Here is a 13866-nt window from a genome sequence, read left to right on the forward strand (position 1 = left end):
AGCGGAGAGATGACCGTGACGGCCAAGGCGCCACCGGCTGCCGACGAACGGCTGAGCAAGCCCAGGGCGATGGATCAGCTGATCAAGCGCCCTGAGATCGGCGCCATGCTCGGCGCACTGCTCGTGTTCCTGTTCTTCTCCGTGGTCACCGAGCAGTTCCTGAGCGTCGGTGGTGCGGCCACCTGGCTGGACGACGCCTCGATGCTCGGCATCATGGCGGTCGCCGTGGCGCTGCTCATGATCGGTGGCGAGTTCGACCTGTCCGCCGGTGTCATGACCGCGTCCACGGCGCTCGTCACGGCCATCCTCTCCACCCAGCTGGGCCTCAACGTCTGGCTGTCCCTGTTGGTGTCGCTCGCTTTCGCGTTGTCGGTGGGCGCGTTGAACGGCTGGCTCGTGATGCGCACGGGCTTGCCGAGCTTCATCGTGACGCTGGGCAGCTTCCTCGCGTTGCAGGGTCTCAACCTCGGCGTCACCCGCCTCGTCACCGGCAGCGTGCAGGTGTCGGGCATGCGCGACACGGTCGGGTACGAGTCGGCCGGGTTCCTGTTCGCGTCGACGTTCCAGATCGGCGGCACCAGCTTCTACGTGTCGATCATCTGGTGGCTGCTGTTCACGGTCATCGCGTCGACCGTGTTGATGCGCACCAAGTTCGGCAACTGGATCTTCGCGATCGGTGGTGCCGCACTGAGCTCCCGCGCGGTCGGTGTGCCGGTCATGCGGTCGAAGATCCTGCTGTTCATGACCACGGCGTTCGCCGCGTGGCTCGTCGGCTCGATCAACATCCTGCGGTACGCGAGCGTGCAGGCGAACCAGGGCATCGGCCTGGAGTTCCAGTACATCATCGCGGCGGTGATCGGCGGCTGCCTGCTGACCGGTGGCTTCGGTTCCGCGGTGGGCGCGGCGATCGGCGCGCTGATCTTCGGCATGGCGCGGCAGGGCATCGTCTACGCCGGCTGGAACAGCGACTGGTTCCAGCTGTTCCTCGGTGTGATGCTGCTGGCGGCCGTGCTGGTGAACAACATGCTTCGCCGTCGGGCGGAAAGGGTGAAGCGATGACCGCACTCATCGAGACCGAGAGCATCGGCAAGACCTACGGCAGCGTCATCGCACTGAGCGACGTGTCCACCGTGGTCAACGCCGGTGAGGTCACCTGCGTGCTCGGCGACAACGGTGCCGGCAAGTCGACGCTGATCAAGATCCTGGCCGGTGTGCACCAGCACGACCAGGGCTCGTTCAAGGTCGAGGGCAACGAGATCAAGTTCTCGTCGCCGCGCGAGGCTCTGGACCACGGCATCGCGACCGTGTACCAGGACCTCGCGGTCGTGCCGCTGATGTCGGTGTGGCGCAACTTCTTCCTGGGTTCGGAACCGACCACGAAGTTCGGCTTCCTGGATCGGAAGAAGGGCCGCGAGATCACCAAGAAGGCGTTGTCCGACATGGGCATCGACCTGCGGGACGTGGAGCAGCCGGTCGGCACGTTGTCGGGTGGCGAACGGCAGTGCGTCGCCATCGCCCGTGCGGTGCACTTCGGCGCCAAGGTGCTGATCCTGGACGAACCGACCGCCGCTCTCGGCGTGAAGCAGGCCGGTGTGGTGCTGAAGTACGTGGCCCAGGCGCGTGATCGCGGCCTCGGCGTCGTGCTGATCACGCACAACCCGCACCACGCCTTCCCGGTCGGCAACCGGTTCCTGCTGCTCAAGCGCGGCCGTGCGCTGGGCAGCTACGAGAAGAACGAGATCGACATCAACGAGCTGACGCGGCAGATGGCCGGCGGTGCCGAGCTGGAAGCGCTGGAGCACGAGCTGCGAGGTGTCGAGGCGTGACGTCGCTGGAAGTGCTGACGGTCGGCCGGGTCGGTGTCGACCTCTACCCCGAGCAGTCGGGGGTGCCGCTGGCCGAGGTCAGCACGTTCGCCAAGTCGCTCGGCGGGACCGCGACCAACGTCGCGGTCGCCGCCGCGCGGCTCGGCCGTCGCGCGGGTGTGCTGACGAAGGTCGGGCCGGACGGGTTCGGAACCTATGTGCGGCAGGCACTCGAAGGTTTCGGGGTGTCGTCGGAGCACGTCGGCACCTCGCCCGATCTGCTGACCCCGGTGGTGTTCTGCGAGCTCAACCCGCCCGCGGACCCGCCGCTGCTGTTCTACCGGTTGCCGATCGCACCGGACCTGACGCTGGGCGAGGAGGACGTGCCGTGGGACGTCGTCCGTGACGTCCCGCTGTTGTGGGTCACGGGAACGGGCGTTTCCGCCGAGCCCGCCCGCGGGTCGCAGCGGATGATGCTGGCGAGCCGGGCCCGGCACGGGCACACGGTGCTGGACCTGGACTACCGGCCGATGTTCTGGCCGGACGTGAAGACAGCGCGGGCCGAGATCAGCTGGATGCTCGATCACGTGACGGTCGCCGTGGGCAACCGGACCGAGTGCGAGATCGCTGTTGGAACTGGTGATCCTGACGAGGCCGCCGACCGGCTGCTGGCGCACGGAATCTCGTTGGCGCTGGTCAAGAAGGGCGCCGAGGGCGTGCTCGTGGCCACGCCGGAAGGTCGTTGGACGGTCGAGCCGACGCCGGTCGAGGTCGTGTGCGGGCTCGGCGCCGGTGACGCGTTCGGCGGTTCCGTGGTGCACGGCCTGCTGTCCGGCTGGGACCCGGTGAAGATCGCCCGTCACGCCAACGCGGCCGGCGCGATCGTGGCGTCACGACTGGCCTGCGCGGACGCGATGCCGGACCAGAAAGAGATCGAGGACCTGCTGTGATCACTGACGGACAGTGGCGCGAACTGCTGTGGCGGCGAGCCGAGGACCCCGGCTCGATCAGGCGGGCCTACCAGGCTCGCAAGCGGCGCAACTCGTTGCTGAACGGCAAGTCCACGCTGTTCCTGGTCGCGGCGGACCACCCGGCACGAGGTGCGCTGGGCGTCGGCGGCGATCCGCTGGCGATGGCGGATCGGCGCTCGTTGCTCGACAGGTTGCTGACGGCGCTGGCGAACCCCGCGGTCGACGGTGTGCTCGGCACGCCGGACGTGATCGAGGACCTGCTGCTGCTGGACGGCCTGAACGAACGCGTCGTCATCGGCTCGATGAACCGCGGCGGCCTGGCCGGCGCGGACTGGGAGATCGACGACAGGTTCACCGCCTACGACGCGGCGTCGATCGCGACGTTCGGGCTGGACGGCGGCAAGATGCTGCTGCGCCTGGTCGACTCGGACCCCGGCACGATCCCGACCTTGGAAGGCTGCGCGCGAGCCGTCACCGAACTCGCCGAGCACGGCCTGATGGCGATGGTCGAACCGTTGCCGTACAAGCGTGATCACAACGACAAGCTGGTGCTGCAGAAGGACTCCGCGGCCCTGTCACGTGCCTCGGCCGTTGCCGCCGGTCTGGGCGCGACGTCTGCCTACACCTGGCTGAAGCTGCCCGCACCGGACGAGCCGGAGATCGTGCTGGACACCACCGCGTTGCCCGCGCTGGTGCTCGGCGGTGTGCCGTCCGCGAATCCAGAGGACGACCTCGCGTCGTGGGGCCGTTCGCTGCGCCACCCGACCGTGCGCGGCCTGGTGGTCGGTCGTGCGTTGCTCTACCCGCCGGACGGCGATGTCGCCGCCGCCGTTGCCGCCGCCGCCGAAATCCTGCGCACCGCCAAGGGAGTCACGGTATGACCCTGCACCGTCCACACGGGACGCTGTCGACCTCCGCCGAGACCGTCCACCTGATGCCGGAGGACGCGGGCTGGATCTACACGGGACTGCGCGTGCTGCGGATCGAGGCCGGTTGGGTGCACACGCTCGAGACCGGCGAGTTCGAGGCGTTCGTGCTGCCGCTGTCCGGGTCGTTGACGGTCGAGGTCGACGACGAGCGGTACGAGCTGCAGGGCCGTGAGTCGGTGTTCACCCGCGTCACGGACTTCGCTTACGTGCCAAGGGACGCCTCGGTCGTGCTGTCGTCCGAGGACGGATGCGAGGTCGCTCTGCCGATGGCTCGTTGCGAAAAGCGCCTGACTCCGAAGTACGGCCCCGCGGACGGGGTTCCGGTCGAGGTGCGCGGCTCCGGCAACGCGACCCGCCAGGTCACCAACTTCGGCACTCCTGGCGTGTGGGACCACGCGGACAAGCTCAACGCGTGCGAGCTGATCACCCCGGACGGCAACTGGTCCTCGTACCCGCCGCACAAGCACGACTCCTCGCAGCCGTGCGAGGTCGAGAACGAGGAGATCTACTACTTCCGGATCGCCGATCGGGATCAGGTCACGCCTTCCCGCACCGGCTTCGGTTTCCACCGCACGTACACCGACGACGGCACGATCGACGAGGACGTGACCGTGCGCGACGGTGACGTGTTCCTGATCCCGCGCGGCTACCACGGTCCGTGCGTCGCGGCGCCGGGTTACCCCATGTACTACCTCAACGTCCTGGCCGGGCCGGGCGACGAACGTTCCATGGCGTTCTGCGACGACCCGGCGCACACCTGGGTCCGCGACAGCTGGTCTGATCAGGAACTCGACCCGCGCTGTCCGGTCACCACCGCGGAGGGGCGGGTCAAGTGAAGCTCACTACTGCGCAGGCACTGGTCCGCTGGATGCTGGCCCAGCGCACCGAACTGCTCGACGGCTCGCAGGCGCCGCTGTTCCCCGGCGTGTTCGGGATCTTCGGCCACGGCAACGTGCTCGGCCTCGGCAACGCCCTGGAAGAGGTCCGCGACCGCATGCCGGTCTGGCGCGGCCACAACGAGCAGGGCATGGCGCTCGCCGCGGTCGGCATCGGCAAGGCCACCCACCGCCGCCAGGTCGGCGTCGCCACGTCGTCCATCGGCCCCGGCGCCCTGAACATGATCACCGCGGCCGGCGTGGCCCACGCCAACCGGCTGCCTCTCCTGCTCCTGCCCGGCGACACCTTCACCGGCCGTGCCCCGGATCCCGTGCTGCAGCAGGTCGAGCACTTCCACGACCCGACCGCGACCGTCAACGACGCCTTCCGCGCGGTCAGCCGTTACTTCGACCGCATCACCCGCCCCGAGCAGCTGCTTTCCACGTTGCCTCAGGTCGCGCGAGTGCTGACCGACCCGGCCGACTGCGGCCCGGTGACGTTGGCTCTGCCGCAGGACGTCCAAGCGGAGTCCTACGACTTCCCCGACGCGTTGTTCACCCCGGTCGTCCACCGCCCGCTCCGCCTGCGGCCCGACCTGCGGGCTCTGGCCGAGGCCGCTCGCGCGATCCGTTCGGCTTCTCGTCCGCTGCTCGTGCTCGGAGGTGGTGTCCGCTATTCGGGTGCCGCGGGCCGCGCCCTGAGGTTCGCTGAACAGCACGGCATCCCGATCACCGAGACCACGGCGGGCCGCACTCTCGTCCCGCACGACCACCCGCTGCACGCCGGTCCGCTGGGCATCACGGGTTCCACCTCGGCGAACGTCCTTGCAGGCGAGGCGGACCTGGTGATCGCCGTGGGCACCCGCCTGCAGGACTTCACCACGGCGTCCTGGACGGTCTTCTCCCCGGACGTCCACCTGGTGTCCCTGAACGCGGCTCGCTTCGACGCGGTGAAGCACGGCTCGTTCGCCCTGGTCGGCGACGCGGACGAAGGACTGCGCGAACTCACCGACGTCCTCGGCTCGTGGCAGGCCTCACCGGACTGGGGCCGCCGAGCCATGACCGAACGCGGCAAGTGGGACGCCCACATCACCTCACTGCGCCGGCCTTCCGAGGGCCTGCCGACCTACGCCCAGGTCGTCGGCGTGGTGAACGACGTCAGCGGACCCCGCGACTACGTGATGACGGCATCCGGTGGCCTGCCCGGCGAGCTGATCGGCGGCTGGCGCGCGGTAGGCGAGTCCACAATGGACGTCGAGTACGGCTTCTCCTGCATGGGCTACGAACTGGCCGGAGCCTGGGGCGCCGCCATCGCCCACACCGAGGGCGTCGTCACCACCCTGCTGGGCGACGGCTCGTACCTGATGCTGAACTCCGAGCTGTTCTCCGCGTCCTTCGCGGGCCACGGCTTCGTGGCGGTCGTCTGCGACAACGACGGCTACGCGGTGATCCACCGCCTCCAGACGGGCCAGGGCGGCGCGGGCTACAACAACCTCTACGCCGACTGCACCTCGAGCCACGCCGAGCCGCCACGCACGGACTTCGCGGCCCACGCGGCGGCGATGGGCTGCGCGGTGTTCCCCGTCGACTCCCTGGGCGACCTCGAAGGCGCCTACCGCAAGGCCCGCGAGGTGGCGGTCAGCGAGAAACGCCCGGCTGTCGTCGTGATCCGCACGCACCCGTCGTCGTGGACCGAGGCAGGCGCGTGGTGGGAGGTCGGCGTGCCGGAGACGTCCCACCGCGCGGAGATCGCTCAAGCCCGCGAGGAAGTTCTCGAGGGCAAGGCCAAGCAGGTCCGCTATCTGACCTGATGGCGGATATCGCCTGTGCGGGGTCACCGCGAGGATGGCCCACCATGCGGTTGAGAACGATCTGCCTCGTGGCCGCCGGTGTCGCCGGCGGCCTCATCGCCCTCGCAGTCATCGTGTTCCTACCGCTGATGATCTATCCGGTCCAGTCCGGCGTCGATGTCCAGCAGACGCAGTTGCAGATCAACCTGCGCACGTCGTTGCTGCAGTTCTTCGGCGGTCTTCTGATCGTCGCCGGAGCCGCAGCGACCTGGCGACAGGTCCAGGTGAACAGGGACGGTCAGATCACCGACCGGTTCAGCCGTGCGGTCGAGCACCTCGCCAGCGAGAACGCCGACGTCCGCATCGGCGGGCTCTACGTGCTCGAACGGATCTCGACGGACTCGCCGAAGGACCGCCGGTTCGTTCAGATCACCATCGGCAGCTTCGTGCGCAACCGGGTTCCGTGGGACGGCGGAGAGTCCGTGGGCGAGGTCGACGAAAGTCTGCCGTGGCTGAGGATGCGGGCGCCCGATGTCCAGACCGCGCTGGCCATCCTCGCTCGGCGGCCGGAGTCGCCGGATGCCCCGAAGCTGCGCCTGTCGCGGGTCGATCTGCGCAGTCTCGACCTGGAGGACCGGCAGCTGGCCGGTGCGGACATCCGCCGCTCCAACCTCGCTCGCGCCCGGTTGCAGGGAAGCCGGCTGGACCGATGCGACTTCCACGCCACCGATCTCCGCAGGGCCAATCTGCGAGGTGCGAGCCTGCGGAAAGCGTCACTTCGCAACGCTCACCTCGAAGGTGCGGACCTGCGCGGTGCCGACCTGACTGAGGCGGATCTCCGCGGTGCGGACATGCGGGCGCTCAATCTGGACGAGGCAGTCCTCGACGGTGCCCACGTCGACAAGGGGACGATCTGGCCGCCCGGTTTCGCCCGGTTCGGTGTCTCTGCGTCATTGTTCAGTGACTGAGACAACCTCAAGCGGGGGAACAACGCCCGGACGAGCTCCCTTGAACAGTTGGTTAGGTCTACGAACTGTTCAAGAGAGCTCCCGTGAGCCTGCTCTTCTCCCCGCTGACCCTGCGGTCGGTCACGCTGCCCAACCGCATCGCGGTGAGCCCGATGTGCCAGTACTCGGTGACGAAGGAAGACGGCGTCCCGACCGAGTGGCACCTCGTCCACCTCGGCAGCAGGGCGGTCGGCGGTGCCGGGCTCGTCATCGCCGAGGCCACGGCCGTCGAGCCGCGTGGCCGGATCTCGCCGCAGGACGTCGGCATCTGGAACGACGAGCAGGTCGAGGCCTGGAAGCCGATCACCAGGTTCATCAAGGACAACGGCGCCGTCCCCGGTGTCCAGCTCGCGCACGCCGGGCGCAAGGCGATCGGTGACTGGGTGCCGGTGGCGCCCACGACCGAGCCGTTCCCCGGTGGCAACCAGCCGGAGAAGCTCGAGAGCCACGGCGCGATCGTCAAGGCGTTCGTCGAAGGAGCCCTTCGCGCGCTCGAAGCCGGGTTCGAGGTGCTCGAGATCCACGCGGCCCACGGCTACCTGCTCCACGAGTTCTACTCGCCGCTCACGAACGAGGGCAGCCTCGAAGAACGCATCGCCGTCCCCGTCGAGGTCACCGCCGCCGTGAGGGCAGCGGTCGGCCCGGACGTGCCCGTGATCGTGAGGATCTCGGGCACCGACTGGGTCGACAACGGCTGGACTGCCGACGACAGCGTTGTGCTGGCACAGGCGCTCAAGGCCGCGGGTGCGGACCTGATCGACGTGTCCAGCGGTGGCAACACCGCGCAGGCGGAGATCCCGATCGGGCCCGGCTACCAGGTGCCGCTCGCCGAAGCTGTGCGACGCAAGGCAGACGTGCCCACGGGTGCGGTCGGCCTGATCACCGAGGCGAAGCAGGCCGAACAAGTGTTGACGGACGGTTCCGCTGACCTGGTGCTGCTCGCGCGCGAGATGCTCCGCGACCCGTACTGGCCGCTGCGCGCGGCACAGCAGCTGGGTGTGGAGGTCAAGGCACCGAGGCAGTACGCCAGGGCGTTCTGAAAGCGCCCTCAGAGTTCAAGGGCTGGGCACCGATGATCCGGTTGCCCAACCCTTGAGCTCTTCAGGCTGAATTCAGCGACGGTAGTCGTCGTAGTCGTCGTACGGGTCGTCGTGGGGCACGTCGGCACCACTACTCCCGTTCGGCGACCTTTCGTCACCAGACAGCTCGCGCTGCAGCGCAGCGAAGTCGGTCTCATGAGAGCTGTATTTGAGCTCCCTGGCGACCTTCGTCTGCTTGGCCTTCGCTCGGCCGCGCCCCATGGCTCGACCCCCTCGCACAGGGACGGGGGCGGCCGGGGGAACGGCGGCCCCACTCGTCTCGACAACTAGTTCCTGGTAACTACCGTACCGTGCCGATGGGGTTCCTCGCGACGCGGTAGGCGTGACACGTACCGCCAAATCTCGCGGCCCCCCTCGCGTGGAAGGATGCACAGGTGCCCAGACCGTTCGTCGCCTACCTACGGGTGTACGAACCGTTATCGGTATTGGACGCACCGCTAGCGGCCAAGGTCGAAAAAGCCCTGGAAGCAGGCCCTGTCCTCCGGTCCGAGGTCGGTGACCGGGAACGGGAGCTGTGGTTGCGATCACAGTTGGGTCAAAAGCTGCTTCCGGGCGAGTCCTTCGACGTGATGACGATCAGTCCGGCCGAGGTTCCGACCTCGGACGCCGCGCGTGTCGGCCCAGGGCCCCTCGTCTGTCCGCTGGACCTCAGGGCGCGCTCCGCCGCGGCTCTGGTGGGCTTCCTGGCGACCGCTCCACCGATCCTGCAGGACGCGGCCCTCGACATTGCCCCGGAAACGGTCCGAGCGCGCGCGTCGGCCGTGATGGCAGAGCTCTCGGCGGGAGCCGTCCACGTCATCTCCACGACCTGGACCGTGCCGCTGCCGTGGTTCTCCCTCGTCGAACCGGCTCAACGCCGCGTGGTGCTGGCGAGCGCCCAGGACGACCCCGAACGTCAGGTCTCCTGGCGTGTCGCGATGGCCGACGCACGGCGCCGCGTCGCACGGGCGTTGAAGGTCGTGAAGTCGTCGCTGGGCGAGGACGGGCCGGCCAAGATCCTCTCCGACACCGGACGCTGGCTGGAGCACTTCCACCCGCACTCGGCCGTCGAGCTCGACTACGGCGGCCTGGTCCAGCTGCTCGAGGACAAGGACCTGCTGGAGGACACCTCCGCGGCCGACGTCAACGCCATCGTCGACGCGCTGGAGCGGGGTGACGCCGAGGAGGTCGCGTTGCGCTACGAGACGCTGCGCGAGTTCTGGGGCGAGCTGTCCCGCAGGGAACGCCATGGCTGAAGCAGCACGCGAGCCGTCACACCGGCCGCGGCTGCCAGGATCATCGCCGCCGGCCACGCCACGTGCGTCGCGACCAGACCCGCGATCGGCGGTGTCACCGCGGCCGACAGGTAGTTCGCGGAGTTCTGCATCCCCAGCGCGGTCCCGCTTCGTCCGGCCGGAGCCAGTTCCATCGCCTCGGTGACCGCCAGCCCGTTCCAGCACACCGACAGCGCCGTCGTGGGGATCAGCACCGCGACCAGCCACCACACCGGTGCCTGGTCGAGCACCGTGATCAGCACGAGCCCGGCGACGGTCACCGCCGAAAGGATCTTCAGCGGCCCGATCCGGTTGCGCACCCGGTCCGACCACACGCCTACACCGAGCCGCGCGCCTCCACCGATCACCTGGGCGACCGCGAAGATCGTCGCCGCCGTGCCCACCGCCATCCCGCGATGGTCGTGCAGCAACGCCACCAGCAACGTCGTGGTCGTGAACTGAGGCACCACCAGCAACCCGCTGGCCAGCGACAACCGCAGCAACCGGTGATCGCGCAGGATCAACCCGTGGTCGGTCGCCCCCCGCACGGCTCCCGGCGGTTCGCGGACCCAGATCGCCACGGCCAGCGCCACCAGCCCGGTCACGCCCGCCAGCGCCACCATCGCACCGGGAACCCCGGCCATCGCGGCCACTGCAGGCAGCACGGCGGCCGTCAGCGCCGCCCCCAGTGGTGTCGCGGTCTGCCGCACCCCGATCGCGAACCCGCGCTGGGACGCGCCGAACCACGACATCACGGCTCGTCCGCTCGCAGCGTTGACACTGGCTCCGAACAGCCCGGCGCCGAGCAACGCGGCCCCGGCGACCCACGCGTTGCCGAACGCCGCCGCCGCGAGACAGCCGGCCGCCCCGACCCCGCCGATCGTCATGACGAGTCGCTCGCCGTGCCGGTCCGCCACGAAGCCCCACGGCACGAGAGCGATCATCGTGCCCAGGTTGACGGCGCCCAAAAGCAGCCCCACCTGGGGCAACGTCAGGGAGAAGTGCTCGCGGAGCTGAGGGCTGATCGCGGGCAGGCCGAGGAAGACGGCCGCGTTCGTGCCCTGCGCCAACGCTCCGATGCACAGCACGACCCAGCGATACCCCATGAGGGCACGCTAGGTCCGCTGCTCAGAAAGTGGAACGACCGTCCCAGATGCTGGGAGTCAGCTCTTGCGGCGGTGATGCCCGCGCTCGGCCGCCAGCAGCTCGTCCACCGACGCGCTCCCGCGCTGGTAGCGCGAGGCGATCTCGGCGTTGAGCTTGTCCACGACGACCTGCACCTCACGCCGCCGCACCGACACAGAGGCCTCTTCCGAGATGAACGTCTCCAACGCCTCGCCGAGGCGATCGTCGGACAACTTGCTCACGTCGGAGAGGTCCACGTCGGAGACGAGCGCCTCGACGTGCCGTTGATGCGCATCAGCACGTGACGGCTCATGGGTCTGGTACCGGCCTAGACCGGTCGCCGGACCCACGGCGTTCGTGGACAGGATCGTGGCCAGTTGCTCCACCACCGCCGAGCCGCCAGAACTGCGGCGCTCCTGTTCCGCGCGCACGATGTCGATCCGCGCGTGCAACAGCCGCCGCAGGTAGGACAGGTCGGTCTCTTCCTGCGCTGCCTCGTCGCGGAGTTCGCGCACCTCGACGAGCGGGCGCTGCTCGACGCCCTCCGTGTAGTCGGGGGCGAGCACCCGGTCGATTCGGCGGCGCCCGCCAGGACGCACCTCGATCACGTGTCCATCCTGCGGTAGATCCTCCTCACCCGCCAACACATCCCGTGCACCAAAGTTGTCTCAAATGTGCACGCCCAAGAGCTTTCGCGTCTCATCTGGTGTCAAAGCAGGTCGTTGCGCGATCTTGGCGAGGCCCGCCGCACGGGCTACGAGCTGTGCGTTGTCCCGCACCGGCACGCCTCGTGAGTAACTGATCGTGTCTTCCATACCCACTCGGAGGTGCCCACCTACACCCAGTGCGGTGAACATCACGGGCAGAGTGGTCCGGCCGATCCCCGTGGCGGAAAAGGTTGCCCCGTCTGGCAGAGCGTTGACTGCGGCGACCAGCGTGGCCGCGTCTCCGGGCATGCCGCCGGGCACTCCCATGACGAGGTCCACGTGCACATGACCGCCCGCGGGCAGGCCGTGCTGGTCCAGCAGGCGCTTCAACGACGCCAGCTGGCCGACGTCGAAGATCTCGTACTCCGGGACGACGCCGCGTTCCTGCATGCCCTTGTGCAGCGCGACGATGAACTCCCAGCGGTTCATGAACACGTCGTCGCCGAAGTTGACCGTGCCCATCGTGCAGGACGCGGAGTCCGGCATCGCCTCGAGCACGCGCAGCCGGTTCTCCTCCGGATCGTGCACCGACCCGCCGGTGGAGAGCTGGACGACGAGGCCGGTTTCGGAGCGCAGCGCCTCGACGGTGGCTTTGAGCAGACCCAGGTCCAGCGACGGCTTGGTGTCCTCGCCGCGGATGTGGACGTGGATCATCGACGCGCCGACCTGCTCGCAGCTCTGCGCCGTCGAGACCAGCTCTTCCAGGGTCACCGGAAGCTGCGGGACGTCGGCCTTCGCGTGCTCCGCTCCGGTGGGAGCGACAGTGATGAGAGTGCCCAAGGACATGTCCCGGGACTCTAGGGGTTCATCCCCGCAGGTTGCGAACGGCTTCCCGGCCCAGACCGGGGGTGTCCGGCGGCACCGAGTCGGGGTCGATTCGTGCCTGAACCTCCCGTTCCGAAGCTCCGGCTACGAGGTCCGAGTCCACCGGCACGGACCGCTTGACCAGCGCCAACGCGATCGGGCCCAGCTCGTGGTGCATCACCACGCTGCCCACCCGGCCGACCACGCGGCCGTCGAGCGTGACGGGGTCGCCGGTCTCCGGCTGGCCGTCCGCAGAACCATCCAGGTGGAGTAGGAGCATCCGGCGCGGCGGGCGTCCCACGTTGTGGACCTTCGCGACCGTCTCCTGGCCCCGGTAGCAGCCCTTGTTCAGGTGCACGGCCGGGTCGATCAGGTTGACCTCGTGCGGGATCGTGCGCTCGTCGGTGTCGACGCCCTGGCGCGGCCGCAGAGCCTCGACCCGCAGCGCCTCGAACGCGAAGCTGCCGGCCGGGCGGGCACCCGCGTCGGTGATCCGCTGCCACCTGTCGCTGAGCTCAGCGCGCGGCACCAGCAGGTCGAACGAGCGTTGCAGGGGCCACGACGTCCGGCGCACAAAACCTTCGCCGAGCGCGTCGACGCTGGTGGGCGCGGGAATGCCGAGCTTGTCCAGGATCGCGGGCGCGTCCGGGCCGATGATCGACAGCAGCGCGAACTCAGGCGTCGCGTCGCGCGGCTCGACCTTCGACCAGAAGACCATTTTCCGCAGGTAGGCGAGCAGGTCGTCGACCTTCTCGACGTCGAGGAACACCGTGCCGCCGACGTTCGCGACGACCATGTGGTGCTCCAGCCGGCCCTGCGCGTCGAGGATCAGCGCCTCGGTCGCGGCACCCTCGCCCAGCTGCTCGAAGTGCTGGCTCGTGAGCTGGTGCAGCCACGTGAGCCTGTCCTGCCCCGGAATCGCGATGACACCCCGGTTCGAGCGGTCCACGACCACCACGGACCGCGCGGCCGAACGTTGCTCGGCGAACGGGTCTCCGTAGTGCCAGGCGACGCCGGCGTCGATGGAATCGTCGGGCGGCGGGACGGCTCCGGGGAGGGTCACTCGGTCTCCTGCTCCTGCTTCAGACAGTCGCGGCACGTGCCGGACAGCGCGAGGTGGCTCGCATCCAGTTCAAACCCGTCGCGTTCCCGCAATGTTCCGACCAGCGGGTCGAGAAGCTCACACGGGATCTCGTCGATCCGGCCGCACACGTGGCACACCAGGTGCACGTGCTGGTGGTCGTCGACCGAGTAGCTCGGCGCGCCGTGGCCCAGGTGCGTGTGCCGGACCAGCCCGAGCCGGTCGAGCAGGTCGAGGGTGCGGTAGATCGTGGTGATGTTGACCGTCGGCGCGGTCTCCTGGACGCGCTGGCAGATCTGCTCGGGCGTCGAGTGCTCGAGCGACCTGACCGCGTCCAGCACGAGCTGGCGCTGCGGCGTCATCCGCATGCCGCGGTCGTGCAGCGTTTTGCGCAGCCCTCTTGCGGTCTCCACAACCCT

General features: G+C 69.0%; 15 protein-coding genes. 9 read left to right on the top strand and 6 right to left on the bottom strand.

Annotated elements, in window-relative coordinates; translation table 11 throughout:
• The first annotated feature begins 9 nt into the window (after positions 1 to 9).
• The 8 genes from ABZ345_RS04115 to ABZ345_RS04150 all read left to right on the top strand — a co-directional run bounded on the left by ABZ345_RS04115 (position 10) and on the right by ABZ345_RS04150 (position 8417).
• Positions 10 to 1059 (top strand): ABC transporter permease, encoded by a 1050-nt coding sequence (locus ABZ345_RS04115; protein ID WP_359842718.1) that lies wholly within the window; start codon positions 10 to 12, stop codon positions 1057 to 1059.
• The gene (locus ABZ345_RS04120; protein ID WP_359842720.1) at positions 1056 to 1826 is read left to right on the top strand and encodes an ATP-binding cassette domain-containing protein; all 771 of its coding nucleotides are present in this window, start codon (positions 1056 to 1058) and stop codon (positions 1824 to 1826) included. The genes ABZ345_RS04115 and ABZ345_RS04120 overlap by 4 nt, the downstream gene beginning before the upstream one ends.
• Entirely contained in the window at positions 1823 to 2755 is a 933-nt protein-coding gene (gene iolC, locus ABZ345_RS04125) for a 5-dehydro-2-deoxygluconokinase (RefSeq protein ID WP_359842722.1), read from the top strand. The genes ABZ345_RS04120 and iolC overlap by 4 nt, the downstream gene beginning before the upstream one ends.
• Entirely contained in the window at positions 2752 to 3657 is a 906-nt protein-coding gene (locus ABZ345_RS04130; protein ID WP_359842724.1) for an aldolase, read from the top strand. Before iolC ends, ABZ345_RS04130 begins: the two co-directional genes overlap by 4 nt.
• Positions 3654 to 4541 (top strand): 5-deoxy-glucuronate isomerase, encoded by an 888-nt coding sequence (gene iolB / locus ABZ345_RS04135; protein WP_359842726.1) that lies wholly within the window; start codon positions 3654 to 3656, stop codon positions 4539 to 4541. The genes ABZ345_RS04130 and iolB overlap by 4 nt, the downstream gene beginning before the upstream one ends.
• The gene (iolD, locus tag ABZ345_RS04140) at positions 4538 to 6391 is read left to right on the top strand and encodes a 3D-(3,5/4)-trihydroxycyclohexane-1,2-dione acylhydrolase (decyclizing) (RefSeq protein WP_359842728.1); all 1854 of its coding nucleotides are present in this window, start codon (positions 4538 to 4540) and stop codon (positions 6389 to 6391) included. The genes iolB and iolD overlap by 4 nt, the downstream gene beginning before the upstream one ends.
• Positions 6392 to 6435: 44 nt before the next feature.
• Entirely contained in the window at positions 6436 to 7338 is a 903-nt protein-coding gene (locus ABZ345_RS04145; RefSeq protein WP_359842730.1) for a pentapeptide repeat-containing protein, read from the top strand.
• Between the two features lie 83 nt (positions 7339 to 7421).
• A complete protein-coding gene (locus tag ABZ345_RS04150; protein ID WP_359842732.1) occupies positions 7422 to 8417 on the top strand; it encodes an NADH:flavin oxidoreductase/NADH oxidase in 996 nt (331 codons plus the stop codon).
• A 72-nt stretch (positions 8418 to 8489) separates the two neighbouring features.
• On the opposite strand, the gene ABZ345_RS04155 is transcribed toward ABZ345_RS04150, so the two are convergent.
• Positions 8490 to 8678, bottom strand: coding sequence for a DUF3073 domain-containing protein (locus tag ABZ345_RS04155; protein ID WP_359842734.1), 189 nt, complete (start codon positions 8676 to 8678; stop codon positions 8490 to 8492).
• A 173-nt stretch (positions 8679 to 8851) separates the two neighbouring features.
• On the opposite strand from ABZ345_RS04155, the gene ABZ345_RS04160 reads away from it, so the two are divergent.
• Entirely contained in the window at positions 8852 to 9712 is an 861-nt protein-coding gene (locus ABZ345_RS04160; RefSeq protein ID WP_359842736.1) for a hypothetical protein, read from the top strand.
• Here ABZ345_RS04160 and ABZ345_RS04165 read toward each other — a convergent pair.
• The 5 genes from ABZ345_RS04165 to ABZ345_RS04185 are packed head-to-tail and all read right to left on the bottom strand — an operon-like array spanning position 9655 to position 13860.
• Positions 9655 to 10836, bottom strand: coding sequence for an MFS transporter (locus ABZ345_RS04165; protein WP_359842738.1), 1182 nt, complete (start codon positions 10834 to 10836; stop codon positions 9655 to 9657). The two genes, ABZ345_RS04160 and ABZ345_RS04165, sit on opposite strands and share 58 nt — an antisense overlap.
• A 57-nt stretch (positions 10837 to 10893) precedes the next feature.
• The gene (locus ABZ345_RS04170; protein ID WP_167969967.1) at positions 10894 to 11463 is read right to left on the bottom strand and encodes an aerial mycelium formation protein; all 570 of its coding nucleotides are present in this window, start codon (positions 11461 to 11463) and stop codon (positions 10894 to 10896) included.
• A 60-nt stretch (positions 11464 to 11523) separates the two neighbouring features.
• The gene (locus tag ABZ345_RS04175) at positions 11524 to 12348 is read right to left on the bottom strand and encodes a 3-keto-5-aminohexanoate cleavage protein (protein ID WP_359842740.1); all 825 of its coding nucleotides are present in this window, start codon (positions 12346 to 12348) and stop codon (positions 11524 to 11526) included.
• A gap of 19 nt (positions 12349 to 12367) precedes the next feature.
• Positions 12368 to 13429 carry a folate-binding protein gene (locus ABZ345_RS04180; protein ID WP_359842742.1) on the bottom strand — a complete coding sequence of 354 codons (1062 nt, stop codon included), beginning with the start codon at positions 13427 to 13429 and terminating at the stop codon, positions 12368 to 12370.
• The gene (locus tag ABZ345_RS04185; RefSeq protein WP_359842744.1) at positions 13426 to 13860 is read right to left on the bottom strand and encodes a Fur family transcriptional regulator; all 435 of its coding nucleotides are present in this window, start codon (positions 13858 to 13860) and stop codon (positions 13426 to 13428) included. Before ABZ345_RS04185 ends, ABZ345_RS04180 begins: the two co-directional genes overlap by 4 nt.
• Between the last annotated feature and the right edge of the window lie 6 nt (positions 13861 to 13866).

This window comes from Lentzea sp. NPDC005914 (assembly GCF_040629405.1).
GTDB lineage: Bacteria > Actinomycetota > Actinomycetes > Mycobacteriales > Pseudonocardiaceae > Lentzea.

Coding starts and splice junctions, on each gene's coding strand:
- ABZ345_RS04115 (WP_359842718.1), top strand. CDS start 10: ATGACCGTGACGGCCAAGGCGCCACCGGCTGCCGACGAACGGCTGAGC.
- ABZ345_RS04120 (WP_359842720.1), top strand. CDS start 1,056: ATGACCGCACTCATCGAGACCGAGAGCATCGGCAAGACCTACGGCAGC.
- iolB (WP_359842726.1), top strand. CDS start 3,654: ATGACCCTGCACCGTCCACACGGGACGCTGTCGACCTCCGCCGAGACC.
- ABZ345_RS04145 (WP_359842730.1), top strand. CDS start 6,436: ATGCGGTTGAGAACGATCTGCCTCGTGGCCGCCGGTGTCGCCGGCGGC.
- ABZ345_RS04155 (WP_359842734.1), bottom strand. CDS start 8,678: ATGGGGCGCGGCCGAGCGAAGGCCAAGCAGACGAAGGTCGCCAGGGAG.
- ABZ345_RS04165 (WP_359842738.1), bottom strand. CDS start 10,836: ATGGGGTATCGCTGGGTCGTGCTGTGCATCGGAGCGTTGGCGCAGGGC.
- ABZ345_RS04175 (WP_359842740.1), bottom strand. CDS start 12,348: ATGTCCTTGGGCACTCTCATCACTGTCGCTCCCACCGGAGCGGAGCAC.